This is a genomic window from Propionivibrio sp., assembly GCF_016790145.1.
Taxonomy (GTDB): domain Bacteria; phylum Pseudomonadota; class Gammaproteobacteria; order Burkholderiales; family Rhodocyclaceae; genus Propionivibrio.
This window is the reverse complement of record NZ_JAEUOI010000132.1, coordinates 1-25,953: the sequence shown is the minus strand read 5'-3', so window position 1 is coordinate 25,953 and position 25,953 is coordinate 1. Positions and strand designations below refer to the sequence as shown.

Here is a 25,953-nt window from a genome sequence, read left to right as displayed (position 1 = left end):
CGGTATCGGCGCGGTGATTTTCACGGCCCGGGTCGAAGCCGGTGCCAATGTCGTGGTATTCGGCCTCGGCGGCATCGGCCTCAATGTGATTCAGGGGGCGAAGATGGTCGGTGCCGACAGGATCATCGGTGTTGACATCAATCCGGCGCGGCAAGCGATGGCGCGCAAGTTCGGCATGACACACTTCATCAACCCGGAGGAAACCGCGAACGTGGTGGATGACATCGTGCAACTGACCGACGGAGGCGCCGACTACAGTTTCGAGTGCATCGGCAACACCCAGGTAATGCGCCAGGCGCTGGAATGTACGCACAAGGGCTGGGGGCGCAGCATCATCATCGGCGTCGCCGAGGCTGGCGCGGAAATCAGCACCCGGCCCTTCCAGTTGGTGACCGGGCGCAAGTGGGAGGGCTCGGCCTTTGGCGGCGCTCGCGGTCGCACCGATGTGCCGAAAATCGTGGACTGGTACATGGAGGGCAAGATCAACATCGACGATCTGATTACTCACACCATGCCGCTCGAAGACATCAACAAGGGTTTTGACCTGATGAAGCGCGGCGAATCGATTCGCGGCGTCGTGCTGTACTGATGAGCATGCCGGAACTATTGAGCGAGCATGCCTGCTTTGGCGGCGTGCAAACCTTTTACCAGCACGCCTCGCAGGAGATCGGATTGCCGATGCGCTTTTCGGTGTATCTGCCGCCCCAGTCCTCGCTGGGCAAAGTACCGGCTGTGCTCTATCTGGCCGGGCTGACCTGCACGGAAGAAACCTTCATGATCAAGTCCGGCGCGCAACGCCTTGCCGCCGAGCTGGGACTGGCGCTGATCAGTCCCGATACCAGCCCGCGCGGTGCCAAGGTGGCGGGCGAAACCGAAAGCTGGGACTTTGGCGTCGGCGCCGGTTTTTATCTGGATGCCACCGAGGCGCCCTGGTCAACGCACTACCGCATGGAAAGCTACCTGATCGCCGAACTGATTCCACTGCTGGCGCGGGAGCTTGCCGTCGATATCCGCCGGCTGGGCATTTTCGGACACTCGATGGGCGGTCACGGAGCGCTGACGCTAGCCCTCAGGCATCCCGGGCTGTTCAGGTCGGTTTCGGCTTTTGCCCCGATCTGTGCGCCCACGCAGTGCCCGTGGGGAGTGAAGGCTTTTACCGGCTATCTCGGCAACGATAGCCGGCGCTGGGCGGAACACGATGCCTGCGCATTGATGCGCCGGCATACGCTTGCCCCCTATCCTGCCGGCATCCTGGTCGACCAGGGCCTGGCCGACAGGTTTTTGCCGGTTCAACTCAACCCGCATCTGTTCGAGGTGGCCTGCGCCGAGGCCGGCCAGCCACTCACTTTGCGCCGCCATACCGGCTATGACCACGGTTACTACTTCATCTCGACCTTCATGGCCGATCATCTGATACACCACACGCAGATGCTGGGTTGAGGCGGGCCACGGATTATAATCGCGATGCGTGCATTCGCCAGCCCATAGGGAAAAGCGTTTTTGGAGAAGCAAATGAAGGAGACCTTGAAACCCGGTATCAGATACGAGCACACGTTCCTTGTTCCTGAGTCGAAAACCGTTCCGGCACTCTATCCGGAGGCGGACGAATTCGTGGCCATGCCGGAAGTCTTTGCTACCGGCTTCCTGGTCGGTCTCCTCGAGTGGGCCTGCATCAAGGCCATCAACCCTCATCTCGACTGGCCACACGAACAAACCGTGGGCACACACATCGACGTCAGCCACGATGCGGCAACCCCCACCGGCTTTGAGGTCACAGCCCGCGTCGAGTTGATCTCAGTCGAAGGGAAAAAGCTTGTTTTTGCTGTCGAAGCCCACGATGGTGTCGAACTGATTTCACGGGGCAAGCATGAGCGCTTCGTCATCAACAAGGAAAAATTTGATGCCCGGCTCGCTGGCAAGCGGGTAAAACCATAACCCGGCATCCAGTGAAACGCCGAATATGCCGTCACACCGGCGGAAGCCGGTGTCCAGTGCCTTGACCGTTTAACAGTTCCCTGGCGTATATTCAGTCTGGATCAATACTCACCGAACCTTCACCCTCGCTTGAAATGACGCCATGAAAATCTCCAATTACCTGGGTACTTCGCCCCGTCTGGCTGAAAGAATCTATCTCCACGAGTCGGCCCAGGTCATCGGGGATGTTCAGCTTGGCGACGATTCGTCGGTATGGTGCAACACCGTGCTGCGCGGCGATGTCAATCACATCGTCGTTGGCCGCTGCACCAACATCCAGGATTTCGTGATGTGCCATGTTTCGCATAAAACGGAACGCAAGCCCCTCGGTTCGCCACTGATCATCGGCGATTATGTGACCATCGGGCACGGGGTGATCCTGCATGGCTGCGCCATTGGCAATGAGTGCCTGATCGGCATGGGCACCATCGTGATGGACGACGCCGTGATTGCCAGCCAGGTCATGGTCGGCGCCGGCAGTCTGGTGCCGCCGCTGAAGCACCTGGAAAGCGGCTTTCTGTACGTCGGGCGGCCGGTGAAAAGGATACGTCGTTTAACGGCGGCCGAAGTGGCTTATCTCCGCTACTCGGCAGAACACTACTTGCGCGTCAAAAACAATTATCTTGCCGGAGAGCCTGCCAGTGGCGGGGCTGACGCAGCAGTCGAGCGGCCTGGTTGAGCGTTTGACATGACTTGTTGCTAGTCTTCGATCCAGGCACGTGAGCGTTCAACGGCTTTTTTCCAGCCCTTGTATTTCTTCTCGCGAGCCTCTGCTTCCATGGCTGGCCTGAAGGTGCGATCGACAGTGCATCTGGCGGCAATTTCCGCCTTGTCCTTCCAGAAACCGACGGCCAGACCGGCCAGGAATGCAGCACCCATGGCTGTTGTTTCGGCAAGTGCCGGACGTTCTACCGGGACACCGAGAATATCGGACTGGAATTGCATGAGGAAATTGTTGGCGACTACACCGCCGTCCACCTTGAGTGCCTTCAGCCTGATTCCGGAATCGTCTTCCATGGCCTGCAGTATGTCGCGTACCTGGAAGGCAATCGCCTCAAGCGTGGCGCGAACGAGGTGATTCCGGTTTGCGCCGCGTGTCAGACCGACGATGGTGCCACGCGCATACATGTCCCAGTAAGGTGCCCCCAGTCCGACGAAGGCCGGCACCAGGTAGACGCCGTTGGTATCCGGAACGGCCATCGCCATCGCTTCTGATTGTGCTGCGTTATCGACGATCTTGAGTTCGTCGCGCAGCCACTGCACCGCCGCACCGGCGACGAAGATGCTGCCTTCGAGCGCGTATTCCACTTTGCCGTCTACGCCCCAGGCGATCGTCGTCAGCAGGCCGTTTTTCGAAGGAATACGTTTTTCGCCGGTGTTCATCAGCATGAAACAGCCTGTACCGTAAGTGTTTTTTGCCATTCCATCGCTGAAGCAGGCCTGACCAAAGAGGGCGGCCTGCTGGTCACCCGCATCGCCCGAGATGGGGATTGCCGCGCCACCGAAAGTATGCGCATCGGTATGTCCATAGACATGACTTGAGGGCTTGACTTGCGGAAGCATACAGGCCGGGATGTCCAGTTCGGCAAGAATTTTTTGATCCCAGGTCAGATCGCCGATATTGAACAGCAGGGTACGCGAGGCATTGGAATAGTCGGTGACGTGCACCTTGCCGCGCGTGAGATTCCAGATCAGCCAGGTATCGACGTTGCCGAACAGCAGTTCGCCGTTCGTGGCACGCGCACGTGCACCGGCCACGTTATCGAGTATCCATTTCACCTTGGTTGCCGAAAAATAGGCATCGACGATGAGACCGGTAGTCTGGCGAATGTACGGTTCAAGCCCCCTGGCCTTCAAATCATCGCAAATACTCGCCGTGCGACGGCATTGCCAGACGATTGCGTTGTAAATCGGCTTGCCGGTTTGCTTGTCCCAGACGATGGTCGTTTCACGCTGGTTGGTTATGCCGATCGCCGCTACGTCGTCGGGGCGTATGCCCGTTTTTTCCAGGACTTCACGCGCAACGCCGCTCTGGGTGCCCCAGATTTCCATCGGATCGTGCTCAACCCAACCGGGTTGCGGATAGATTTGCGTGAACTCTTTCTGGGCCACGCCAACACTTTTGCCCGTCCGGTCGAACAGAATGGCACGCGAGCTCGTTGTGCCCTGATCGAGAGCCAATACGTATTTACTATTCATCTGCGTTTCTCCTCTTCTTGACAGGCAAAGCCCGGGTAGGTTGTTCAGGCCGGATCTTGAAATACTCTGCGTATTTTTCCTTGGCCTGGTCGCCGAACAGGATTTCGCACGCTTCCATCAGACCCTCGGCATTCCGGATATCTTCGTGGCGAACAACCAATGCGATTTTTGAGCGACGGCGCAGGAAGTCCTCAAGCCGGGTAATCATTTCCTGATGCTGAGCCAGCCGGATCTCACAGCGAATGTAGTCGGTTCCCTTGATCAGTACTTCAGCCTGGCGCGGGTCTTCACGGATGGTTGCCAGCAACTCGAACGCCTGCTGATCGTAACGGCGCCACAAGCGTGTACTTAGTGTCTCGATCGACTCCGGTGCGGTGTAACTGTCAAGATTCATCAGCCTGGCCTGATGCATGTATTCCTCACGCACGGAGCGATGCGGCTCACCGTACCACTTGTACTTCGGGTAGGGCAGCTTGACTCCCATCGCGGAAACAATAGTGGAGATTTCGTTGCCCACGTTAATGCAATCCGTCAGCTTGCCGCCAAAGATACTCAAATGCGTGCTGTCCCAATTCACATCGATTTCGTGCTTGCGCGACATCTGTAACCAGTCACGGGTATTGTCGCTGGCATCGCCAGCTTTCACGACCAGCGGCCGCACTCCGCAGCGCTCGGAAATAATGTCGGCTGTAGTCAGCGGCTTCGACAGATTCAGGCGCTTGTTGATATTGTCGATAACGAATTGACGGTCTGCTGCGCTCACCTCGGTGAATGGAGAATTTACTCTGCTGTCGGTCGTACCGATGCAGGTTCGCACACCCATCGGAATGACAAAGAACAAGCGTCCATCATCGGCAAAAAAGGTCAGAATCCGGTGCTGTGGCGTAATCCGCGGAACGATGAGATGAATGCCCTTTGAGAACAGGTGGCGGTGCCCGGTTTTTTCTCCCGTGAGCCGGTTGTGATCGTCCACGAAGGGGCCGGCCGCATTGATCAGGACTGTGGAGCGTATCTCCAGCGTCTTTCCCGTAATAACATCGCGGGCACAGGTGATCCAGTGACCTTCTTCCCGGCGCGCACCGAGCGATTCGACATAGTTGGCCGCGATGCAGCCACGATCCATCGCTGAACGAACAAACTGGAATACAAATCGCGAGTCATTGTCGTGCAGATAGGCATCCGAATATTCAAAGCCGCTATGGAATCTGGAGGTGTCTATGACCGGTTCCTCGGCATTGATTGTTTCCCTGGATAACCAGCGCGGAATCTTCGTAAAGCCATTGCCAATCAGCCAATACACCCAGGTTCCCAGCCACAGGAGCAGGGGTGGAAAGCGGAAACCCCGTTCGATCGTCGAATAGAATCGAATCTCCTTTACCCGAGACGGATAGTTTTCAATCAGGTGATTTCGGCCAAGACAGAGTTCTCTGACTAGCCCGTAGTCATGACTTTCCAGATATTTGATACCTCCCCAGGCAAGATTGCTCGACTGCTGACTGGTGAAGCCGGCAAAGTCGCGCTGCTCGATCAGCGCCACTTTCACCCCCTTGCCGGACAATGCTGCGGCCGCAACGGCGCCGTTTATCCCGCCACCAATGATGAGAGCATCATAACAAGTGCCCTGACCCAGTTTCTCAATGTTGCTATCCCGGAGTTTCATAGGTTTACCCAAGGTGTTGATCGTGGGTCTGACATGGGTGAACTGTACCGCAACCCGTCAATCGGGGTCATTGGCGGCTTACCCTGGTTATTCAATCCACACTCGAATCGGGCTACAGGAAGTGATCAAGAAACGAGCGCAAAAAAAAGCGCCAGCCGTTTCGGGCTGACGCGGGTTCCTGGGCAAGGATGGTCTGTAGTCGATATGAGACCCGTCCTCAGCCGGCGTGCATTAAAAGCCCAGTCGGAGCAGAACGACGGCCGAAACCACTGTGGCGACGAAAGCAGACCCGTAACAGATCAGTTTGGCTCCCAACCCGGCATGAATTCCAATCTCGTGCAGCGAGTGAAAAATACGGTGTGCGGCAAACCACAGAAATAGGGAAATGACCGCCAGGATGAAGCCTTTGCCGATGAAGTTCTGCGCGAAAGCCAGCATCTTCGGATAGCTCATCGTGCCCGATGGCAACATCAGGCTCAGCGGAACCGCGATGCCGGTAATGAACACCAGCACCGGGCCAAACAAGGCCGAGAACATGCCGCCGGCACCAAACAGGCTCCAGAAAATCGGCGCGTTGGAACGTTTCAGTCCAGACTTCATTGTGCAATCCTCCAAACCAGACCGAGCATGAAAACGCTCGCCACAACGGCAGCCAGCAAACCGCTACCGGTAATAGCCCCGGGGCTGACTTTCTTGCCACCAACGATGATCGGCGGCAGCGTTATGGGCATGATCTTGAACCAGGTGTAGGTGTGGTACATGATGGCCAGCAGGAAGACCACATGGAAAATCAGCGACAGCGGGCTCTTCATGGCTTCCAGCCAGCCGTTCCAGGCCGCTTCACCCTGACCCAGACGAACCAGACCAACGAGCAGGGTGAAAGCATAGGCGGCTACGAACAAGGCCGTGCTTTCGTGAATCATGTACTCGACGTAGAAGGGGTTTTTCTTCCACCAACCGTCCATCGAACGGACATAGGGACGACGCTTGCTCACTTGGAACCCCCTTTCGGTGACAGGAAGCGCAGGAAGTAGTCCTTCGCTGCATTGGTTTTGTTGATATTGACGGCGTTGGCCGGATCAACGTGTTTCGGACAGACTTCCGAGCAGTAACCCACCGCACTGCAGTTGAAGACGCCTTCTTCGGCAGCGACCAGTTCCATCCGCTCGGCGGCTGCACCATCGCGCGAATCCATGTTGTAGCGGTGCAGCAGGGCAATCGCGGCGGGGCCGATAAAGTCCGGATTCAGGCCAAACTGCGGGCAAGCGGCATAACACAGGGTACAGTTGATGCAGGAGGTGAACTGGATATACGCATTGAACTGCTCGGGCGACTGGATGTACTCACCCTGGTCAAGCGAGCGCGGCTCCCTGGGAATGATGTAGGGCTGAATGCTCTCGAGTTTCTCGATGAAGCCGCTTAAATCGACCACCAGATCCTTTTCGATCGGGAAGTTGGCCATGGCTTCGATACGAATCCGATTCGGATAGTAATCGCGCAGGAAAGTCTCGCACGAGAGCTTGGGTATGCCGTTGATCATCATGCCGCAACTGCCGCAGATGGCCATCCGGCACGACCAGCGGAAAGTCAGCGAACCGTCGAAGTGGTCCTTGATGTACTGAGCACCCTGCAGCACCGACATGTCGTCGGAAAAAGGGACTTTGTAAACCTCAAGATGGGGCTCTTTGTCACTCTCGGGGTTATAACGCAGAACCTCGATTTCAATGATTTTTTGGCTATCAGGCATGGGATCCCTTCCTTTCCTGGTCTGCTTTTTCGCCGGCAGCGCCATAGACGCGTGCCGCCGGTTGAGACGTGGTGATCTTCACATCGCCATAGGCGATGCGCGGTACGTCGCCTGCAACGTAGTACGCTTCGGAGTGCTTGAGGTAGTTGACGTCGTCGCGCAGTTCGAAACCGTCGAGACGCTGGTGGGCACCACGCGATTCCTTGCGCTTGATCGCCGAATGCGCCATCGATTGTGCGACGTCGAGCTGATAGTCAAGCTCAATGGCGGTCAGCCAGTCGGTATTCCAGACGCTGGATTTGTCGTCGATGCTGATGTTCTTGAAGCGCTGACGCAGTTCGGAGAGCTTGTCGCAGGTCGCCTGCATGGTGTTTTCCATGCGGTAGATGCCGCAACCATCTTCCATGCTTTGCGCCATTTCCTTGCGGATCACCGAGATTCTCTCGGTTCCGCCCGTCTTCGTCTTCAATGCCAGGAGACGCTGCTCGGTGGCCTCGGCCTGCTTGAGCAGGCTGGCCGACTTGCCGGGAGTGAGCGACTTGGCGTTCCTGGCCGCATCGACGCCGGCTACCTTGCCAAAAACGAGCAGTTCGGTGAGGGAATTCGAACCAAGGCGGTTGGCACCGTGAATGCCGACGCTCGCACATTCGCCAATCGCGTAGAGCCCCTTGAGCGATGCCGCGCAATTGCCATCGACCTTGATGCCGCCCATGGTGTAATGCACGCCGGGGCGAATCGGGATCGGGTCTTTGGCCGGATCAAGACCCATGAAGGTTTCGGCCATTTCATAGATCAGCGGCAGACGCTCACGCAAATACGCTTCGCCGAGATGGCGCAGATCGAGGTGAACAACCGAACCGAGCGTCGGGTGTTCGATGGTGCGGCCCTTCTGCTGTTCGAAGAAGAAAGCCTGGCTCAATCGGTCGCGCGGACCGAGCTCCATATACTTGTTCTTCGGTTTGTCCTGCAAGGGGCCGAGGCCGTAGTCCTGCAGGTAGCGGTAGCCGTCCTTGTTGACCAGAATGCCGCCTTCGCCGCGGCAGGCTTCGGTGAAGAGCAGTCCGGTGACCGGCATGCAGGTCGGGTGATACTGGACGAATTCCATGTCGCGCAGCGCAACGCCATGACGGTACGCCAGCGCCATGCCGTCGCCGGTGACGATGCCGCCGAGTGTGCTCTCGCGGAAGACACGGCCTGCGCCACCGGTCGCAATGATCACTGACCTGGCTTCGATCATCGAGAATTCGCCGGTACCCATTTCGATCACGACGACGCCCTGGCAGCGACCCTCGTCTTCCAGCAGGTCGACACAGAAGTGCTCGTCAAAGCGCTTGATCGAGGGATACTTCATCGAGGTCTGGAACAGGGTATGCAGGATATGGAAGCCGGACTTGTCGGCAGCAAACCAGGTGCGCTCGATCTTCATGCCGCCAAAGGCACGCACGTTGACGTGTCCATCGGCGGTACGGCTCCACGGGCAGCCCCAGTGTTCAAGCTGTGTCAGCTCGATAGGCGCCTGCCTGACGAAGTATTCGACGACATCCTGTTCGCACAACCAGTCGCCGCCACCTACGGTATCGTGAAAGTGATACTCGTAGCTGTCGGTCGGCTTCTTGACGCCAGCGGCACCCCCCTCTGCGGCCACGGTGTGGCTACGCATCGGATAGACCTTGGAGACCAGCGCGATCTTCAACGAAGGATCGGTCTCTGCCACGGCGATCGCCGCACGCAAGCCGGCTCCACCGCCTCCCACTATGACTACATCAGCCTTGAAAATTTCCACGCCCAATCCTTTCTCGCATTATGCGAATTCAGCTACGACCAGCGCAAATTAGACACCGACAGAAAGGTCCCTGGCGACGCTTGATACTTGACAGCGAGCGATTATGGCGTTTTTTCTGCTCTCCGGCAACTTCAACTCAGTTTTGCCATGTCTAAAAACGTTCCTGCCAAAGGCCGTCAAACAGCCATTCCGGGCGAATCCAGATGCATCGGGCCAGGCAGCGGCAAGTTCAAAATTTCCAGTACGTTGGCCGAAGTTGCCGCCAGCACCTCGGCCAAGAGAAGACCGCGCAGCTCAGAGAAAGTTCGGGCGATCCGGATTAGTTCAACCGGCGTGTTGCGCTCACCGGCGAGCCAGCAGGGCGCCATGTCGGGCGCGTCAGTTTCTAGAACGATGGCATTGATTGGCAGGGTGCTGGCGAGCTTCCGGATGCGTGTAGATCCGGCGTAGGTCATGGCGCCACCAAACCCCAACCGGAAACCCAGGCGGATGAATTCATCGGCCTGCTGGCGACTGCCGTTGAAAGCATGCGCGATGCCACCACGAACGGCGATCCGGCGCAGGCATTTCAGGACCTGATCGAGCGAACGGCGCACATGCAACAAGACAGGCAAATCAAAATCCCGGGCAATCTTCAGTTGTTCGATAAAAAAGTGTTCCTGGCGCGCTGCATCAAAACCAGGCACAAAGTAATCCAGCCCGATTTCGCCGAGGGCGACGGGTGGAAACGCGCCGGTTGATTCGTTGTGCAGCCATTCTCGCAGCGTGGAAAAGTCGACCTCACTGGCTCGATCGATGTAAAGCGGATGAATGCCATAGGCCGGGAAGCATCCGGGGTAGCGCCTGCAGCAATCGCGCACCGCAGAAAAGTTATTCTTTTCGACACTCGGGATGACGATTCCCGACACCCCGGCGGCATGCGCGGCAACAATGACTGCATCCCGATCTGCGTCGAACTCGCGTGCATCGAGATGGCAATGGCTGTCGATCAGCATGCGCAGGAATCAATTCTTGTTGTAGACCGGCTTGCGCTTTTCAAAGAAACCAGTCAGTCCTTCGGCAAAATCGGGCTTCGTTGCACAGTCTACGAAGGACATTTGCTCGGCGTGTAACTGGGCTTCAAGCGAGTTGTCGAATGACTGGTTGAGCAGGGCCTTGGTATGTGCCAGCGCTGTGCTCGGCCCGGTGGCAAGACGTCTGGCGAGCTTCAGCGTTTCGGCCTCCAGATCGTCACGCGGGACAACCCGATTGACCAGTCCCAGTTCTCGAGCGCGGGATACGTCAAAGCGCTCACCCAGCAAGGCGATTTCCATGGCTTGTTTTAACCCGACCTGACGTGGCAGCGACCAGGTGGCACCACCATCCGGTGAAAGTGCAATGTTGCTGTAGGCCAGTGTGAAATAGGCGTTATCTGAAGCCAGTACCAGATCGGCAGCCAGCATCAGCGACAGGCCGAATCCGGCAACCGCGCCGTGCACCGCAGCAATTACCGGCTTGTTCATGCGCTTGAAGTTCAGTACCGAGGCATGAACCCCCTCGATCAATTCCTCGAAGCGTGACCGGCTGGCCTGCGCGGGCAGATCAGTTTGCTCGCGAAACCACTTGAGATCGCCGCCAGCCATGAAGTGTTCGCCGGCGCCGCGCACAATCACCGCACGCACGGCAGCGTCGCTGGCCGCGCGCGAACTCGCCGCCAGCAGGGCATCAATCATCGCCGGATTGACCGCGTTCAGCGATTCCGGCCGGTTAAGTGTGAGCGTGGCGACGTTATCGCACACCTCGTATAAAACAGCGTTCATGTCATCTCCTGCCAGGGGTTAGAACAATCTAGATTCGGCGTAGTCCGATTTCAGGTGATCGACCACTGATGATGTCGGCCAGAGCCGAACCTGAACCACAAGCCATGGTCCAGCCGAGTGTACCGTGACCGGTGTTGAGATAGAGATTTGAAAACGTCGAACGCCCGATAAAGGGCACATTCGACGGTGTCGATGGGCGCAGGCCGCACCAGAAATCCGGATCGTCGACTGGCCGCAGATCGGGAAAAAACTGCTGTGTGCGTTGCATCAGGGCCTGGCAGCGTACACTGTTGAGCTCGGTATTGTAGCCGTTGAATTCGGCGGTACCGGCTATACGAAGGCGCTGACCAAGGCGCGAAAAGACCAACTTGTGGCCATCGTCTGTCAGGGCCACTGTCGGTGCAACACTCGAATCAGCGAGTGCTACCGTCGCCGAGTAGCCCTTGGCCGGATAAACCGGTAGCCGAATACCCAGCGGACGCAACAGCAAGGGCGTATAGCTCCCGAGCGCGACGACATAGGCATCAGCGGTCTGTACCTTGCTGGCGCCTGACGCTTTCAGCAATGCCCCGGTTATTCGTCCGCCCTCTGTAAGCAGCCGCTCAACCGTGGTGTCGTAGCGGAAGCTGACGCCGCGTGCGCTGCACAGTGCAGCAAGATTCCTGGTAAAACAATGCGCATCACCCGATTCATCGGCGGCCGTATAGTCACCACCGACCAGCATTGGTCGCGCCGCTTTCAGTGCGGGTTCAATCGCCACGCACTCGTCGGCGTCTATTGTTTGACGGTCGCAGCCAAACTCGCGCAACACTTTGGCTGATTCGACGGCTGCTGCAAACTCATGACGATCAGTATAAACGTGCAGAATGCCACGTTCGAGATGGTCATACTCGATGGACGTTTCGTCGCGCAAGGCCTGCAACCGGCTGCGGCTATAGAGTGCCAGCGAAACAATGTCACGGATATTGGCACGAGTACGTTGCGGCGTACATTCGCGCAGGAAGCGCAGACCCCAGTCGAAGAGTGCCGGATCCCAGCGCAGGCGAAAGAGCAGAGGCGCATTCTCGCGCCCCATCCACGAAAGGGCGCGCAAGGGGGCATGTGGATTGGACCACGGTTCGGCGTGCGAAACCGAGATCTGGCCGCCGTTGGCAAAACTGGTTTCCAGACCGGCAGCCAACTGGCGATCAATGACAGTGACTTCATGACCCGCTTTTAGGAGATACCAGGCACTACTGACGCCAACGACACCGGCACCGAAAATCAGGACTCTCAACAACTACTCCTGTTTGCGAACAATGCGGACAACGTCGGTAATGCGGCGAAGGCTGCGCATCAGTGCGGCCAGATGCTGGCGACCGGAAACCTGCACAAGAAAGTCCAGTTCCGTATATAAGCCAGGGTTATCCCTTTCCATGCTCACATGCTCGATATTGGCGCCGGCCTGCGATATGCCTGTCGCGACGCGACCCAGTACCCCGCGCACATTTTTCGCGGTTACTCTGATGTGTACGTCAAAGAATTGACCAGGATCCGCGGCCCACTCAACGTGAATCCAGTTCTGCGGCTCGCTGCCGCGCAATTTTCTGGCCGCCTGACAGGCATGGGTGTGGATCAGCAAACCTTGATCCTTGCGCAGCATTCCGTCAATCGGGTCTCCAGGAATCGGCTGGCAACAGGGCGCTAACTGGATGGCCAATCCCTCGGTACCGCGTACGACCAGGGGTGACGATAAACTCGCTTCGGTCTGGGGAACTTCGTCGTGTGCGGCCAGACGGCGGGCGAAAACGGCAGCCAGACTGCGGCCAAGGCCAATATCGGCAAAAAATTCCCGTCTCGATTTTTTCCCCGAATCGCGAATCACTCGCTCCCAGATGGCTGACGGTATCTCGGAAGGAAGCACGCCGAGTGCTTGCAATTCCTGATTGAGCATATTTTCGCCAAGGGTGCTTGATCCCTCCTGCTGGATGGCACGCAGAAATTGGCGTATCTTGCTGCGTGCCCGACCGGTTTTGACATAGGTCAGCCAGGCCGGATTCGGGCTGGAATGTGCCGCCGTAATGATCTCAACCTGATTTCCATTGGACAGTTCAGCCGACAGTGGAATCAACTCGTGATCAATACGAGCGGCTATGCACCGGTGACCAATGTCGGTATGCACGGCATAAGCAAAATCGATGACCGTCGCACCACGCGGGAGCGCCAGAATCTTTCCCTTCGGAGTGAAGACGTAGACTTCGTCAGGGAAGAGATCGACCTTGACGTGTTCAAGAAACTCGGAAGAATCTCCGGTCGAGCTTTGCAGTTCAAGCAGCGAATGCAGCCATTTGTGCATCTTGACCTGCAGGTTGGCGCCGCTTTCTTCGCTATCCTTGTACAGCCAGTGCGAGGCGATTCCTTGTTCGGACAAATGGTGCATGCCCTGGGTCCGGATCTGGATCTCGATCGGTGTGCCATAGGGGCCGATCAGCGTCGTGTGCAGGGATTGATAACCGTTTTCCTTGGGGATGGCGATGTAATCCTTGAATTTTCCGGGCACCGGTTTGTACCGGGAATGCAGTGCGCCCAGGGCCAGATAGCAGTGGGGAATATCCCGAACAATGATCCGGAACCCGTAGATGTCGAGTACCTGCGAGAAGCTCAGGTGTTTATCAACCATCTTGCGATAAATCGAATAGAGACTCTTTTCCCGACCGAAGACGCCTGCTTCTATGTTTGATTCATGCAGCTTGTTGCGGATGCCTTCAAGAATCTTGGACAGCAACTCGCGCCGATTGCCGCGCACGGCCTTGATTGCCCGCGTCAGTACCCGGAAGCGCATCGGATGGATGTGCTCAAAGGAAAGATCCTGCAATTGCCGCGAAATGTTGTTCAGACCGAGCCGGGTGGCGATTGGAACATAGATTTCGAGTGTTTCGACGGCAATACGACGCCGCTTGTCAGGGCGGATGGGAGCCATTGTTTGCAGATTGTGCAGGCGGTCGGCGAGCTTGATCAGAACAATGCGCAGATCTCGCGCCATGGCCATCAGCATTTTGCGGAAATTTTCCGCTTGCGCATCCTGATAGGACTGGAACTCTATTTTCTCAAGCTTTGAAAGCCCGTCGACCAGTTCGGCCACCGGTTTGCCAAAACGCTCGGCGATCTCGGCTTTGGATACTGCGGTATCCTCCATGACGTCATGGAGCAGAGCGGCGATGATGGCTTGCGCGTCCATGCGCCACTCGGATAATGAGCCAGCCACTGCAAGCGGATGAGTGATATAGGGTTCACCCGAGAGGCGAGTTTGTCCATGGTGCGCATCCTCGCCGAAGTGATAGGCCTCGATGACGAGCGCTATTTCATCCGGCTCAAGATAGCTGAGGGTGTCGATGAAAACCCGGTAAGCGGGATCTTCATTCCGGTAGATAGTTTTATTCGGCTCGGGCTGAGCAGCTAAGTCGTTGGCAGGGTCGGCGGCAATGGCGTCGGGATTCACGATGGCGCACCACGTAACCTGCCGAGGACGGTCAGGCGTGACCGCGGTTGAGAACTTCCAGACCGTACATGCCCAGCGCGAGTTCGCGCAGAGCGATGACTGTCGGCTTGTCGCGGTCGGCATCGACCATCGGTGCTGCACCGGCAGTGATCTGGCGGGCGCGATAGGTGGCGGCCAGGGTCATCTGGAAACGGTTCGGGATACAGTGCATGCAGTCGTCTACGGTTACTCGTGCCATTTTTTTGTCCTGAAAATCAGAGTAGTGTGGCGAACAGCGCAGAGTGCCGCTGGCGCTGGGTTGCGTATTCAAGCCGCGAGGCGCTGATCACGGACAGAAGATTGTCATGTGCCTGCTGCAAATCGTCGTTAATAATAACATAGTCGAATTCATCCACATGCCTCATCTCCTCGCGCGCTGCGGCAATCCGGCGAGCGATGGTTTTGGCGGAGTCGGTGCCCCGACCGGAAAGCCGATCGTTCAGTGCTTCCAGCGAAGGTGGCAGAATGAACACGCTGATCGCCGCCGGGAAAGCACGGCGTACCTGCTGAGCTCCCTGCCAGTCGATTTCCAGCACAACGTCACGCCCGGCAGTCATCTCCGCCTCAATCCAGTGCTTCGACGTTCCATAGTAGTTGCCATGCACTTCGGCCCATTCAAGAAACTCACCCCGGCTGACCCTCCCGAGAAAATCCTTGACATCGACGAAATGGTAATCGCGGCCGTCTTTTTCGCCGGTTCGTGGCGCGCGCGTGGTCATCGAGATGGAGACGCGAATTTCAGAATCGCTCCCGAGCAGCAGACGTACCAGTGTTGTTTTTCCTGCTCCCGATGGGGCTGTCACAATGTAGAGATGACCTATCATGCGCTTTGGCCTGCAATAATACGGTGCTGATCGACAGCCTGAATTGTACCTGTGAAATCTCGGGAATCTCTCTCACCTAGACGGCACGGGACATAAAGACGAGAATTGGCGCATTGTCGAGTTAATTGCTCAGGGAAGATTCATGTCGAGAAGAGTGCCGCTGCTGTCACTGTTGTTACTGTTCGCTGCCTTGATTGCCACCGGCACTGCTGCGGTTCCGATAAAAACCGTCGGATTTGACGACATGTCCTGCAACGCCTGGGTCAAATCAAAAGACGATGCAGAACAACGTAAAATTTACCTGGCCTGGATTCGTGGAGTGCTGACCGGCCACAACTATGCCAGGCAGAGTCAGCAGGTGTCGGCCATATCAAGCGGAACAGTCGAAAATTTCGTTGACCGGTATTGCGTCGAGAAACCCCTGGGTGAGTTCAGCGATGCCGCTCTGCGCATGAGCGACAAATTTTCGGGGCGTAACGAGGCGATCACTCGTTAAAGAATCGGTCGGACGGTGACAGCTTTCCAAAACTTTGCAGAATGGGACTGGATATATAATAATCAACAGCTTGAAAGTTCTGCAACCAACTTGTCACAGCGTTCAACAGAGTGGCAGGGATTGTTGCCGGAAATGGCGAACGACGGTGGTATCATCAATCCTGACCGTTCGGTCTTTGCAGCCTCATATTGATTCATCGGGGATAACAAACATATGAATTCCAGGGGACTAAACTCGCTTCTGCTGCTGGTATGCGTTCTGGCCGGTTGTGCCGGCAACCCGATGCGTCAGTACGATGACGAATTGAAGGGAACGGTTAATCTGGTCAACAGCGGCGCGGTCAAGCAGGCCATCGAACAACTGGAAAAAAACAACACGCCGGGCGTTATCACTCAGGACAAGGACATTCTCTATTATTTTGAAAAAGGCGAGCTACTGACACTGGACAGCAATTATGCGAACGGTCGTGATTCCTGGTTGAAGGCTGACGAGTTTGTCCGCGAGTGGGAAGACAGCGTCAGGACCGATCCCGCCAAGCTGATGGGGAACATCGGAAGCGTCCTGATCAATGACAAGACGCGGCGCTACGAAGGTCAGGATTACGAAAAAGTGATGCTGTCCACCAATCTGACTTTGAATCACGTCATGCTGGGCAACTACGATCTGGCCCGCATCGAGATGAAGAAAACCTATGAGCGGGAAAAGCTGATCGAAAGCTTCCGCGAGAAGGAATATGACAAGCTGCAGGAAGAAGCCAAAACGCAAAATGTCGCTGTCGATGTCAAGCAGATGAAGGAGTATCCGATGGCTGAACTGGATACCCCAGAGGTCAACAGCCTTAAGAACGGTTTCCAGAATGCCTTTGCTCATTATCTGGCAGGCTACTTTTTTGAAGTAACCGGCGAATCGTCGCTGGCCGAACCGGGCTATCGCAACGCCCTCAAGCTGGCGCCGAATTCCCGCATTGTGCAGGCCGGGCTGAAAGATGTCGGCCGTCGTCGGCCGGGCCCCAAGGAAGCGGATGTATTGTTTGTCATTGAATCGGGATTTGCTCCGGCCTGGAAGTCGATAACCATCCCGATACCCATCCCCCGTTCTACCGGATTCATGATCACGCCACTGTCGTTCCCTCTGATAAAGTCCGAGAACAAGGGTTTCGTTCCTTCAACGGTTTCAGTGGCCGGGAAACAGCTTCCGGTAGAAACGCTGACCAATATCGATACCATGGCCCGGCGCCAGCTAAAGGATCAGATGCCGGGAATTCTTTTGCGTACGGTTATCCGTGCCGTCGTCAAATCCGTCGCTCAGGATCAGGCTTACAAGGGCGGTCTGGCGCTGGGGGTGCTGGTCAACATAGGCACCGTGGTTACAGAACAGGCGGATGAACGGAGCTGGCGGACCTTGCCCGAGCGTATTTCGGTCGCCCGCGCCACCCTGCCGCAAGGCAGCCAGACGATCGAATTTCAAACAGGTAGCGGAACCTACAGGAAGGAAGTGATCATCGGCAGCCGTTTCACGATCATCCCGATCCGCATAGCCAGTGGGGCTGTTTACATAGGTCAGCCCAACATACTGGGAAGTGGTTTGTCGGATGTTGGCGCTAGCGGCAAGCCGGCGCCCAAAAAACCTGCCAAAAAGACCAGCCTCTAAGAGCAAACCTGCCTGGAAACCTTGCTGGAGAACTTCATGATGCGAAAATTACTTGTTGTCTTGAGCCTGCTTTTCACACTGCTTCTGGGTGGCAATGCATTGGCGGCAGCAGAGCGTCGTGTTGCACTGGTGATCGGAAACAATGATTACCAGAACATCACCAAACTTGAAAAAGCGGTCAATGACGCCAACGCCGTTGCAGCCGAACTTCGCAAAGTCGGCTTTGAAGTCCAGGCCTTCAACAACGTTGGTCAGAAGAAGATGAATCAGGCGATCAACGACTTTGTCCAGAAAGTCTCGGGAGGCGGCGTCGGCGTCTTTTTCTTCGCCGGCCACGGCGTACAGATCAACAATCAGAATTTTCTCATACCGGTCGATATGGATACGCCACGCGACCCGGCTGACGTTGCCGATCAGGCGATCAGCGTCCCCGTTCTGCAGGACAAGCTGGCGGATGCCAAGGCCAAGTACACCCTGCTCGTGCTTGATGCCTGTCGCAACAACCCCCTGCCTAAAAAGGCCGGGCGTTCGATAGGGTCGACGCGCGGTCTGGCGATGACCAATTCACCGAGCGGACAAACCGTGCTGTTTTCGGCGGGCGCCAATCAGGAGGCGCTCGACAGCCTCGGAAACGACGACAAGAACCCGAACGGCCTGTTCACCCGCGAGTTCCTGCCGATGATCTCGCAACCTGGCGTCAGCAGCACCGAGGCACTCAAGAAAACACGCTCGATGGTTATCCAGAAAGCCAAGTCGGTCGGCCATGAACAGCAGCCGGCCATCTACGACCAGACCGATGGCGACTTCTACTTTGTTCCGGGTCCCGCACCGGCTAAAACCACGGCAGGCGCTGCTGCCGCAGCACCGGGCGGAACGACGACGGTTGTCCAGGCGGTTGACCCAAAAGCCGTGGAACTCTCGTTCTGGGACAGCATCAAGGACAGCAAACAGGTCGAAGACTATCAGGACTATCTCAGTAAGTACCCGAACGGTCAGTTCGCAGCGCTGGCCACCCGTCGCGTTGCAGCAATGAGCAAGACCGTCAGCCGGAGCAGCGATTCTACACTTGCGCCAGCCGCCGCGTCCGCACCCCCCCCTGTTGCCAGCAGTGCTCCGACACAGATTGCCATGGGTTCGGCGCCGCCGCCGCCACCTCCCAGCAGTGGCCCTTCGATAGCCAGCAAGCTCGAAGAACAGGGCAAGATGAACAACCTGAAGGTGACTGATTTACGCGCAGTTAAGCGCGATAATCTAATGCGTATTCAGGTCGAAGTCACCAATATCAGCTCGGGCAATCAGCAACTCTATTACCGCTTCAAATGGCTCGATGGCAATGGCTTTACGGTATGGGACGAGGAGCCGTGGAAACCGCTGATAGTCTACGGCAATCAGAAACAGATCATCAACGTATCCTCGCCTACATTCAAAGCGACGGACTTCCGGCTCATACTGCAGAGTCCGGATAGCACCAGTAACTAACCAGCACTTCTATCGGAGGTTCATCATGCAAGTTCTGTTCGGCGCGCCTAAACCCATCTATTTGGCAGTTTGCCTGCTTGCACTCGCTCCCATGGTTGCCTCAGGCGCCAATCCGGCCGGTGTGCCCGTCAACCATGGCTATGCCACGTTGACCCAGGATGGTTCAGACGCTATTGCCATCAGTGATCTTCGCGCGACAAGGCAGGACCGGCTGTTACGCGTTCAGGCCGAGCTGAACAACGCCTCTTCAACCAACCGGCAAGTGTATTACCGTTTCGAATGGATGGATCAGCAGGGTCTGGCCGTTTGGGATGACGAGCCATGGAAGCCGCTGATTGTCTATGGCCACAATAAACAGACGATCAGTGTCTCCTCGCCGTCTTTCAAGGCAACAAGTTTCAGACTGGTTGTACAAAACCCGAACTGACACCTTTCCGTCACCATGGTGGTCACGGTACGATGTCGAACAACAATTTTTTCAGGAGAAATTCGATGGGCTCAAATCTTGGTCGTGATCAGCGTACGTATCTGCTTGCCGGCATTCTGTTGCTTGCGCTCGCCGGTTGCCAGACAACCTCACCCACCACCGGAACGAGCGGGGTCAGTTACGGCGATGCCAAAGCGGTTGAAACGGTGACCACCGATCTCGGATCGACCGATATTCAGATGATTTCCGAGAAGATGACCCAGGGCCTCATTCAAACCCCCGAAATCCAGACGCTGATCAAGAAACGCCAGTTGCTGATGGCTTCTCCGGTCAAGAACAAGACAAGTGAGTACTTCGACACCCGTATGATTACCGACACGATTCTGACTCAACTGCAGAAGAATGGTGTGAAGTACGTCATCGAAGGCGAAGACATGCAGAATCAGACGGATGAACTGATGCGCCAGAACCAATCAGGCCTCTACAGCAAATCCAAGACCGTTAAAATGGGCAAAATGCAGGGTGCCAAGTACCGCCTTGATGGCAGCATTTCTTCAATCGTCAAAAAGACCAGCGACCTGAAGGATGTGTATTACAAGATGAACCTGCGCCTGATCGAGATCGAGACCGGTATTGTCGAATGGTCCGACGAGAAAGAAATTCGCAAGTCGGCCAGGCGTTGATTCTGTAAGCCGTCGCGGCAACCTGGAGAACTTGAGATGAAAGCCAAATGGTTCATACGGGCGGGTCTGGCCCTGTTCGCAACAATCAGTTTTGCTGCGCCCTCTTCCCCCACTTCCTCGCCCAGGCTGGCCGTCGCCGAGCTGGCCTACGGCCAGCATGTCAGCGGTACGATCGATCGCGCTGACTTGCGTAAACTGACTGCGGATATCCGGAGTGGAATACAGAAATCCGGCAGTTTCCAGTTGGTTCAGAGCAAGTCCTCCGCAGATGCCAGGAACAACGAGAGGCTTGGCGACATCATCGGACGCATCAAGAGTGGGATGTACCCTGGAGCCGATTACGTTCTGTTTGGCGAAATCAGCAGTTATGAATTTCGTCAGGAAGCCAACCCAATCAAGAGCACCGATACGGTTTCGCATACCCTGAGTCTTGACCTGGTGGGCGAGTTCGCGGTGATCAGCACAAAGAATTATGCGGTTAAAACCCGCTTCAGCGCCACGGGCGAGGGACAGGATGTCAGGTTGATGACCAGCCAAGGCGGACGCGTTGTACTGAACCGCAACAAGGTTATTTCCGAAGCGTCCAGGAGTCTCGGCGAAGAGGTTACCAAGCAGCTCGAAGAGCAGTTAGGCGGGTTTTCTGGTGGCGCTGAAGATGGCGGCGGTAACCGCCCGCTCGTCGAATCACCTCGCGAGGAAGTCATCATCTTCAAATGATGGAGGATGGGGGCGGCGGCCGCTCCCCGTGCACCTTATTTTCCGGCGCTTTTCGCCTCCCTGACAGCGCGCGAGTAAAGCATGTTCAACGCGGCCAAATCCTGGTCTCCCGACCCTTTTTCGTTGAGTTGCCTGAGTACGTTTTCCAGCTTGTCGAACTCGCGCAGTTCCAGATAACTCGCCAGCAGATACAGCTCCGGATTCCGGTCCTTGGCGTCGGCCTGCTTACGCATTTCCTCATAGTTCTTTTCGACTGTCTCCAGTTTCTCGTACGGAGGGATCGAGCGCATACGGATCATGCCTGATTTGACGTTGCCGTCGGGTGACGGGGTTTTGGACAACTGTTTGACGAGTATTGCAGGCAGCGTCTTTACTTCGGGCTGCAGGCTGCCTTTAAGCGTTTTGCTTGATCCGTTGCCGATCTCAAGCACGACCGGGCCTTGCCAGGTTTCCTGACGCCCCCCTTCAAAATAAACCACTTGCAACCGGGAGGTGCCTTCCATCATCAAAAGATCACGCTCTCTCACCTTGACGAAGGGCTTGAGTTCGCTGGCCGCGGCTTTTTCTTCCTGCAACTTGACGTTTCCTGAAACTGCAGTTATCAGGCCGACTTCAGCCGCCAACGCGCCAAACGAAACGAGGGCCAGTATCGCCCCGCCAAACCACCCTGTTTTAGTCATTTTCCTACCCTCCTGCCTCTAGCTTCAACACTTCAAAAACGCGAACGGCTTCCTCGCGACCTTTTACCTTGACGACTTCGCTACGCCCGCAAACGACGGTTTTACCGGCCTCAACAATCGTTGATTCGCTTGCCAAGATAGCGCAGCCGATCTCCTTTGTCATCCCTTCCAGCCGGGAGGCCAGATTGACGGTGTCACCGATCGCCGTAAACTCCATGCGCGTCGGCGAGCCGATATTGCCGATAACCGCCTCGCCGCTATGCAAGCCAATTCCTACCGCGAATTTTGGCAGATTGCGATCAGGAAAGCGATTCACCATCCACACCGAAAACTCCTCGGCCACCGTGCGCAGTGCAATTGCCGCGCGCACCCCGCGCAGGGCATGGTCGGCCAGGGGCAAGGGCGAACCAAACTCGACCATGATGGCGTCACCAATAAACTTGTCGATACTGCCACCCTGTGCCAGCAGCGGCGCGCAGGCACGTTCAAAATAGGTGTTCAGCATCTCGACGACTTCCTTGGCGTTCAACCGCTCGCTGATTGTCGTGAAGTTGCGGATATCGGAGAAAAGCACCGTCATCGCCTGCGACTGGCCGCCGAGTTCCGGGCGATTACCCGATTTTAACAAGGCTTCAACCACCTGTTCCGAAACATAGCGACCGAACATCTTGCGCACGCGGGATCGCTCGCGCTCCTCACCCGTCAAACGCCAGCCCAGTACGCTGAGCAGGCAAAGCCCCGTCGCTACCGCATACACAGAAACCGGAACAAGTACGCCGACGCGGAAAGCCAGAAAACCCGAAACCGCCAGCACCAGCGCGCTCACCAGCCAGAGCAAGGCGCCCGCCCAGACAGGCAGAGCCACGAAAGCAGCCGCCGACAGTCCGGCCAGGATGAGCAGTGAAACGATGCGTGTCCCTTCGTTCAACGGGTGCAGGCGCTCGCCTGAAAGCAGCGACTCAAGCACGTTGGCGTGCAACTCGACGCCGCTCATCAGGATCCCACGCCCGGAAAAGAGCCGTGTCGCATATGGCGTGAAATGCTCATCATTCATTCCGGCAGCTGTTGCACCGATGAGCACTGCCTTGCCACGTAGCGCGGCGATAGCCGGGTCGTCCAAAGCGTCGGGCGCCAGCAGTTGCTTGAGTGAAACGCGCGGGAAGGCACCCGGAGGCCCGATGTAGGGAATCGGCTCGGGAGGCTGATCACGTGCCACCTGGCGTCCGGCAAGCATCCAGTTAGCCGCCAGCGGATTTAGCCCGGCGGCGTGCACGGCGAGCAGCGAGGGCAGTCCGAGAACCGGAACGCTGCCTTCCAGCGGCGCGCGCTCGGTCTGCGCAACGGGAGCCACCAGATAGCGGCGAATGACCCCGTCCCCCTCATCGAGCAGATCGGCCAGTGCAACATGGCCGGGGATGTCAAAGTCAGGGAGCGCAAGCAGATAATCCGGGCTCGGCAGTAAATAATCCGTTTCTCGCCCGCCCGAACCGGAACGTGTCGACGCCAGCACCAGTTGCCCGCTATTGATCTGCTCACGGAAAGGTCGGTCGTAATCGCGCGCCGCCTGCTGCAGATCGCCGCCCAGTTTGCCAAGCCAGCGCTCGGGACTGATGCTGAGCAGCATGTCGAGTCCGACCGCCTTGACGCCCGCTTCGCGCAAGCGGGCGACGGCAAGGGCAAGCCGATCGGTCCAGAACACCATCGGATCGTCCGGATACGCCGCCAATGTATCTTCGTCGAGCGCGACGATGGCCACATGCCGAGCCTCGGCCCGTTTGCCCTGCCACTGGAACCAGAAATCCTGCAGGCGCTGATCCACCGTATTGAGTGCGCCACCACGCAGCAAGGCCTCGGCAATCAGGCAGGCGGCCACAGCGAAAAAAACCAGCCAGAGCCGGCGAGCCTCGCCAAGGTGTCTTAACATCAGGGTTGGAATCAGCTGTAGCAGGCACAAAGGCCTGCCGCTGCTGATTCTTTGTTATTCGATATTTCTCGGGAGTACGCGATTTTCATGGGCTTGTCTTCCGATATGATTTGATTGATTCTATCTGAAACACTCGTCCCCGAACGATTCACTAACAATCTCAGTCTTCACAGATTGCGAGAAGGCTTCAATACGTAGCGGCCATGGTTTGAACGAGACTGAAGCGTGTCAGAGGGCTGGCGGCGGTGATGGCTGACGCCCGATTCTGGTCAGATAACAGCGATAGTCATGAGCGACTTTCTTGATGATCCCGAGCACATGCTTTCGCGCAAACCAATCAAGCTGTCCCACAGGGACTTCCTTTGGTCGGAGATTGATTTCTTCAACGGAGCCAACTCGCGCATGACGAGCTGATATTTATGTTCCACCTTGCTGTGGTGCTTGAAAAAACTGAGGTCATTGACGTTGGTCTTCATGCGCAGCACGCGAGAGAATTTGTCATAGACCTTCACGCCGACGCCACCCATGTAATGCTTGATGCGGCGCCTCTCGATACGCGTGGACAATCGCGAACCGATTTCCGGTGCGAATTTCGGTGTGACCTTTTTACCCAGGAAGCCAGAGACACACTCGGCGCTGGCCGCCGAACCGCCTAGCCCGAAACGGCGTCATTATTCGGAACCAGAATCTGCTCACTGCGAAACATCAGGTCGGTGGAGTAATCGATTACCACAGACTCATGTGATAGAACTGCCCAATGGCACCTGCTATGGCGAGGATCAACAACGGGGAATACTGGCTGACCAGCAATGCTTCGGCTCTGCTGGAGTTCCCTTCCGTCGACGTTCAGTTGGAACGGCGCTGGTCGAAATTGAAGGAGTGTCTGGCCACATCAGACACGTACCGATAGTGCTACAGTACCCCAGCATCCGCAGTAGCCCGTCCCGCAACGTCCCCACCTGACCCCGCTAAAAAGGCAATTCCTGCTGAATTACAACGTGGTTCAATTCGGCTTCTGCCCGGGGTATCAATCCACTGGCCCGAACACCGAGCAGCCGTATTTTTTGCGTCAGCGGGATCCGCTTGAGGCATTCTCCGGCGGTTTTTCGAATCTGAGTACCCTCGCTCACACTTCTCTGCAAGGTGACATCCCGGGTTACCGAATGAAAGTCCGAGAACTTCAATTTGATGCCGATTGTCCGGCTGACATAGCCCTTCCGTTTCAGATCGTCGGCAACGCGCATACAAAGCGATGTAAGAATCTCGGTCAGTTCTGCCTTGTCATGCTTGGCGTGCAGATCGCGCTCGAATGTGCTTTCGCGGCTGATGGACTTGGGTTCGGATTCGGTGACGATGGGCCGGTCATCGAGACCATGAGCCACTTGGTGCAACCACACCCCCGTCGTACGCCCAAACTCGCTCACCAGAAACTGAACCGGCGCTGCCGCCAACTCCCCAATGGTGTTGATGCCAAGCCGAGTTAGCTTTTCAGAGGCTTTGGGGCCGATCCCATTGATCTTCTTCGTGGCCAACGGCCAGATACGGGCTGGAATTTCTTCCATGCCGAGAACTGTAATCCCATTGGGCTTATCCAGATCGGAGCAGATTTTTGAGAGGAGCTTGTTTGGCGTGATACCGATGGAACATGTCAGTCCGGTTGCATCGAAGACGGCCTGCTTGATGCGCCGTGCCAGTGCGTTGGTGTTTTCCTGAATGTCACTCAGGTCGATATAGATTTCATCAATGCCCCGATCCTCTATCTTCGGCGCAATGCTTTGCACGGCATTCTTGAATCGCCGCGAGTAATCGCGATAGGCGTCAAAATTGGCGGGAAGGAGGATGGCCTCCGGTGCCAATTGTGCCGACTTCATCAGCCCCATACCGGAAAACACACCCAGTGCACGGGCTTCATAGGTGGAGGTCGTAATCACACCGCGTCCGGCATAATCCTTTAACCGGGCAAAACGCTTGGTGCCGTCAGGCTGCTCGACGGGTTGATAGATATTTCGCCCCCCGACCACCACCGCTTGCCCTCGAAGTTCCGGGTAGCGGAGCAATTCGACTGACGCGAAGAAGGCATCCATGTCGAGGTGGGCAATACGGCGGATACTGTTCATAACAATGGGGTATCCACTTAGCTCCAGTTATCGCGAGTACTGGATAAATAAGCAGTATTGAATGATATGCCAGTGAGGCAAACAGTCAAGCCTTTTTCACCACATCCCGGTACGTCACCGGTGCGGTCACGACCGCTTGTTGTAGCAACCTATAGAACAACATGCCTCGTGAGTTGGATGTGCGACGATTGAAGCGGAACACGAACTCATCCAGATAGGCGTCCAGGTGCTCGGGCTGCACCGAGCCATGATGGGTACCCAGAATCCACCGCTGCAC

The 25,953-nt window shown here is 56.6% G+C and carries 27 protein-coding genes; 10 read left to right on the top strand and 17 right to left on the bottom strand.

What is annotated here, in order from left to right; all coding sequences use genetic code 11:
* The 4 genes from JNM42_RS11390 to JNM42_RS11375 all read left to right on the top strand — a co-directional run.
* Positions 1-589 (top strand): zinc-binding dehydrogenase (locus JNM42_RS11390; RefSeq protein ID WP_294269658.1); only part of this gene is annotated, 589 nt, incomplete at its 5' end.
* Positions 589-1,440 carry an S-formylglutathione hydrolase gene (fghA, locus tag JNM42_RS11385; protein WP_294269656.1) on the top strand — a complete coding sequence of 284 codons (852 nt, stop codon included), beginning with the start codon at positions 589-591 and terminating at the stop codon, positions 1,438-1,440. The genes JNM42_RS11390 and fghA, both read left to right, overlap by 1 nt.
* Positions 1,441-1,512: 72 nt before the next feature.
* On the top strand, positions 1,513-1,935 hold the full coding sequence (locus JNM42_RS11380) for a thioesterase family protein (protein WP_294269653.1): 423 nt from the start codon (positions 1,513-1,515) through the stop codon (positions 1,933-1,935).
* Between the two features lie 142 nt (positions 1,936-2,077).
* Positions 2,078-2,653: a gamma carbonic anhydrase family protein gene (locus tag JNM42_RS11375; protein ID WP_294269651.1), complete on the top strand. Its 576-nt coding sequence runs from the start codon at positions 2,078-2,080 to the stop codon at positions 2,651-2,653.
* 20 nt (positions 2,654-2,673) lie between these two features.
* On the opposite strand, the gene glpK is transcribed toward JNM42_RS11375, so the two are convergent.
* The 12 genes from glpK to gmk form a co-directional block, all read right to left on the bottom strand.
* On the bottom strand, positions 2,674-4,173 hold the full coding sequence (glpK, locus tag JNM42_RS11370) for a glycerol kinase GlpK (RefSeq protein WP_294269649.1): 1,500 nt from the start codon (positions 4,171-4,173) through the stop codon (positions 2,674-2,676).
* On the bottom strand, positions 4,166-5,833 hold the full coding sequence (locus JNM42_RS11365; protein ID WP_294269645.1) for an FAD-dependent oxidoreductase: 1,668 nt from the start codon (positions 5,831-5,833) through the stop codon (positions 4,166-4,168). The genes glpK and JNM42_RS11365 overlap by 8 nt, the downstream gene beginning before the upstream one ends.
* A 231-nt stretch (positions 5,834-6,064) precedes the next feature.
* Positions 6,065-6,433, bottom strand: coding sequence for a fumarate reductase subunit FrdD (gene frdD / locus JNM42_RS11360; RefSeq protein WP_294269642.1), 369 nt, complete (start codon positions 6,431-6,433; stop codon positions 6,065-6,067).
* On the bottom strand, positions 6,430-6,828 hold the full coding sequence (locus tag JNM42_RS11355; protein WP_294269640.1) for a fumarate reductase subunit C: 399 nt from the start codon (positions 6,826-6,828) through the stop codon (positions 6,430-6,432). Before JNM42_RS11355 ends, frdD begins: the two co-directional genes overlap by 4 nt.
* The gene (locus JNM42_RS11350) at positions 6,825-7,580 is read right to left on the bottom strand and encodes a succinate dehydrogenase/fumarate reductase iron-sulfur subunit (protein ID WP_294269637.1); all 756 of its coding nucleotides are present in this window, start codon (positions 7,578-7,580) and stop codon (positions 6,825-6,827) included. Before JNM42_RS11350 ends, JNM42_RS11355 begins: the two co-directional genes overlap by 4 nt.
* A complete protein-coding gene (gene frdA / locus JNM42_RS11345) occupies positions 7,573-9,363 on the bottom strand; it encodes a fumarate reductase (quinol) flavoprotein subunit (protein WP_294269635.1) in 1,791 nt (596 codons plus the stop codon). The genes JNM42_RS11350 and frdA overlap by 8 nt, the downstream gene beginning before the upstream one ends.
* Positions 9,364-9,539: 176 nt before the next feature.
* Positions 9,540-10,358, bottom strand: a complete 819-nt coding sequence (locus JNM42_RS11340; protein ID WP_294269632.1) for a TatD family hydrolase — start codon at positions 10,356-10,358, stop codon at positions 9,540-9,542.
* A 9-nt stretch (positions 10,359-10,367) separates the two neighbouring features.
* Complete coding sequence (locus JNM42_RS11335; protein WP_294269629.1) at positions 10,368-11,162, bottom strand: enoyl-CoA hydratase; 795 nt, start codon at positions 11,160-11,162, stop codon at positions 10,368-10,370.
* Positions 11,163-11,190: 28 nt separating this feature from the next.
* Complete coding sequence (locus JNM42_RS11330; RefSeq protein WP_294269626.1) at positions 11,191-12,438, bottom strand: D-amino acid dehydrogenase; 1,248 nt, start codon at positions 12,436-12,438, stop codon at positions 11,191-11,193.
* A gap of 3 nt (positions 12,439-12,441) precedes the next feature.
* Positions 12,442-14,571: a bifunctional (p)ppGpp synthetase/guanosine-3',5'-bis(diphosphate) 3'-pyrophosphohydrolase gene (locus tag JNM42_RS11325; protein WP_294269660.1), complete on the bottom strand. Its 2,130-nt coding sequence runs from the start codon at positions 14,569-14,571 to the stop codon at positions 12,442-12,444.
* A gap of 100 nt (positions 14,572-14,671) precedes the next feature.
* Positions 14,672-14,878 (bottom strand): DNA-directed RNA polymerase subunit omega, encoded by a 207-nt coding sequence (gene rpoZ / locus JNM42_RS11320; RefSeq protein ID WP_294269624.1) that lies wholly within the window; start codon positions 14,876-14,878, stop codon positions 14,672-14,674.
* A 16-nt stretch (positions 14,879-14,894) separates the two neighbouring features.
* Entirely contained in the window at positions 14,895-15,503 is a 609-nt protein-coding gene (gmk, locus tag JNM42_RS11315) for a guanylate kinase (protein WP_294269621.1), read from the bottom strand.
* A 142-nt stretch (positions 15,504-15,645) separates the two neighbouring features.
* On the opposite strand from gmk, the gene JNM42_RS11310 reads away from it, so the two are divergent.
* The 6 genes from JNM42_RS11310 (at position 15,646) to JNM42_RS11285 (ending at position 20,955) form a co-directional block, all read left to right on the top strand.
* The gene (locus JNM42_RS11310) at positions 15,646-15,999 is read left to right on the top strand and encodes a hypothetical protein (protein ID WP_294269617.1); all 354 of its coding nucleotides are present in this window, start codon (positions 15,646-15,648) and stop codon (positions 15,997-15,999) included.
* A gap of 213 nt (positions 16,000-16,212) precedes the next feature.
* Positions 16,213-17,649 (top strand): hypothetical protein, encoded by a 1,437-nt coding sequence (locus JNM42_RS11305; RefSeq protein ID WP_294269614.1) that lies wholly within the window; start codon positions 16,213-16,215, stop codon positions 17,647-17,649.
* A 36-nt stretch (positions 17,650-17,685) separates the two neighbouring features.
* Positions 17,686-19,128, top strand: a complete 1,443-nt coding sequence (locus JNM42_RS11300; protein ID WP_294269613.1) for a DUF1425 domain-containing protein — start codon at positions 17,686-17,688, stop codon at positions 19,126-19,128.
* Positions 19,129-19,153: 25 nt separating this feature from the next.
* Positions 19,154-19,555: a DUF1425 domain-containing protein gene (locus tag JNM42_RS11295; protein WP_294269611.1), complete on the top strand. Its 402-nt coding sequence runs from the start codon at positions 19,154-19,156 to the stop codon at positions 19,553-19,555.
* A 65-nt stretch (positions 19,556-19,620) separates the two neighbouring features.
* The gene (lpoB, locus tag JNM42_RS11290) at positions 19,621-20,238 is read left to right on the top strand and encodes a penicillin-binding protein activator LpoB (RefSeq protein WP_294269608.1); all 618 of its coding nucleotides are present in this window, start codon (positions 19,621-19,623) and stop codon (positions 20,236-20,238) included.
* 36 nt (positions 20,239-20,274) lie between these two features.
* Positions 20,275-20,955 carry a hypothetical protein gene (locus JNM42_RS11285; RefSeq protein ID WP_294269605.1) on the top strand — a complete coding sequence of 227 codons (681 nt, stop codon included), beginning with the start codon at positions 20,275-20,277 and terminating at the stop codon, positions 20,953-20,955.
* 35 nt (positions 20,956-20,990) lie between these two features.
* Here the strand turns inward: JNM42_RS11285 and JNM42_RS11280 are convergent, their stop codons facing one another.
* From JNM42_RS11280 to JNM42_RS11260, 5 genes are all read right to left on the bottom strand, one after another.
* A complete protein-coding gene (locus tag JNM42_RS11280) occupies positions 20,991-21,635 on the bottom strand; it encodes a hypothetical protein (protein WP_294269602.1) in 645 nt (214 codons plus the stop codon).
* A 4-nt stretch (positions 21,636-21,639) separates the two neighbouring features.
* Positions 21,640-23,559 (bottom strand): adenylate/guanylate cyclase domain-containing protein, encoded by a 1,920-nt coding sequence (locus tag JNM42_RS11275; RefSeq protein WP_294269599.1) that lies wholly within the window; start codon positions 23,557-23,559, stop codon positions 21,640-21,642.
* Between the two features lie 269 nt (positions 23,560-23,828).
* Entirely contained in the window at positions 23,829-24,086 is a 258-nt protein-coding gene (locus JNM42_RS11270; RefSeq protein ID WP_294269597.1) for a hypothetical protein, read from the bottom strand.
* 441 nt (positions 24,087-24,527) lie between these two features.
* Complete coding sequence (dinB, locus tag JNM42_RS11265) at positions 24,528-25,676, bottom strand: DNA polymerase IV (protein ID WP_294269595.1); 1,149 nt, start codon at positions 25,674-25,676, stop codon at positions 24,528-24,530.
* 85 nt (positions 25,677-25,761) lie between these two features.
* A partial coding sequence (locus JNM42_RS11260) for a transposase (RefSeq protein ID WP_294269592.1) occupies positions 25,762-25,953 on the bottom strand: 192 nt, incomplete at its 5' end.

Excerpts from the sequence above, each read along its gene's own strand:
- JNM42_RS11295 (WP_294269611.1), top strand. The coding sequence starts at position 19,154 with ATGCAAGTTCTGTTCGGCGCGCCTAAACCCATCTATTTGGCAGTTTGC.
- gmk (WP_294269621.1), bottom strand. The coding sequence starts at position 15,503 with ATGATAGGTCATCTCTACATTGTGACAGCCCCATCGGGAGCAGGAAAA.
- JNM42_RS11365 (WP_294269645.1), bottom strand. The coding sequence starts at position 5,833 with ATGAAACTCCGGGATAGCAACATTGAGAAACTGGGTCAGGGCACTTGT.
- JNM42_RS11380 (WP_294269653.1), top strand. The coding sequence starts at position 1,513 with ATGAAGGAGACCTTGAAACCCGGTATCAGATACGAGCACACGTTCCTT.
- JNM42_RS11270 (WP_294269597.1), bottom strand. The coding sequence starts at position 24,086 with ATGGGTGGCGTCGGCGTGAAGGTCTATGACAAATTCTCTCGCGTGCTG.
- JNM42_RS11275 (WP_294269599.1), bottom strand. The coding sequence starts at position 23,559 with ATGTTAAGACACCTTGGCGAGGCTCGCCGGCTCTGGCTGGTTTTTTTC.
- JNM42_RS11340 (WP_294269632.1), bottom strand. The coding sequence starts at position 10,358 with ATGCTGATCGACAGCCATTGCCATCTCGATGCACGCGAGTTCGACGCA.
- JNM42_RS11375 (WP_294269651.1), top strand. The coding sequence starts at position 2,078 with ATGAAAATCTCCAATTACCTGGGTACTTCGCCCCGTCTGGCTGAAAGA.
- JNM42_RS11310 (WP_294269617.1), top strand. The coding sequence starts at position 15,646 with ATGTCGAGAAGAGTGCCGCTGCTGTCACTGTTGTTACTGTTCGCTGCC.
- fghA (WP_294269656.1), top strand. The coding sequence starts at position 589 with ATGAGCATGCCGGAACTATTGAGCGAGCATGCCTGCTTTGGCGGCGTG.
- JNM42_RS11280 (WP_294269602.1), bottom strand. The coding sequence starts at position 21,635 with ATGACTAAAACAGGGTGGTTTGGCGGGGCGATACTGGCCCTCGTTTCG.
- JNM42_RS11300 (WP_294269613.1), top strand. The coding sequence starts at position 17,686 with ATGATGCGAAAATTACTTGTTGTCTTGAGCCTGCTTTTCACACTGCTT.
- lpoB (WP_294269608.1), top strand. The coding sequence starts at position 19,621 with ATGGGCTCAAATCTTGGTCGTGATCAGCGTACGTATCTGCTTGCCGGC.
- JNM42_RS11285 (WP_294269605.1), top strand. The coding sequence starts at position 20,275 with ATGAAAGCCAAATGGTTCATACGGGCGGGTCTGGCCCTGTTCGCAACA.
- JNM42_RS11335 (WP_294269629.1), bottom strand. The coding sequence starts at position 11,162 with ATGAACGCTGTTTTATACGAGGTGTGCGATAACGTCGCCACGCTCACA.
- JNM42_RS11350 (WP_294269637.1), bottom strand. The coding sequence starts at position 7,580 with ATGCCTGATAGCCAAAAAATCATTGAAATCGAGGTTCTGCGTTATAAC.
- dinB (WP_294269595.1), bottom strand. The coding sequence starts at position 25,676 with ATGAACAGTATCCGCCGTATTGCCCACCTCGACATGGATGCCTTCTTC.
- frdD (WP_294269642.1), bottom strand. The coding sequence starts at position 6,433 with ATGAAGTCTGGACTGAAACGTTCCAACGCGCCGATTTTCTGGAGCCTG.
- glpK (WP_294269649.1), bottom strand. The coding sequence starts at position 4,173 with ATGAATAGTAAATACGTATTGGCTCTCGATCAGGGCACAACGAGCTCG.
- JNM42_RS11305 (WP_294269614.1), top strand. The coding sequence starts at position 16,213 with ATGAATTCCAGGGGACTAAACTCGCTTCTGCTGCTGGTATGCGTTCTG.
- rpoZ (WP_294269624.1), bottom strand. The coding sequence starts at position 14,878 with ATGGCACGAGTAACCGTAGACGACTGCATGCACTGTATCCCGAACCGT.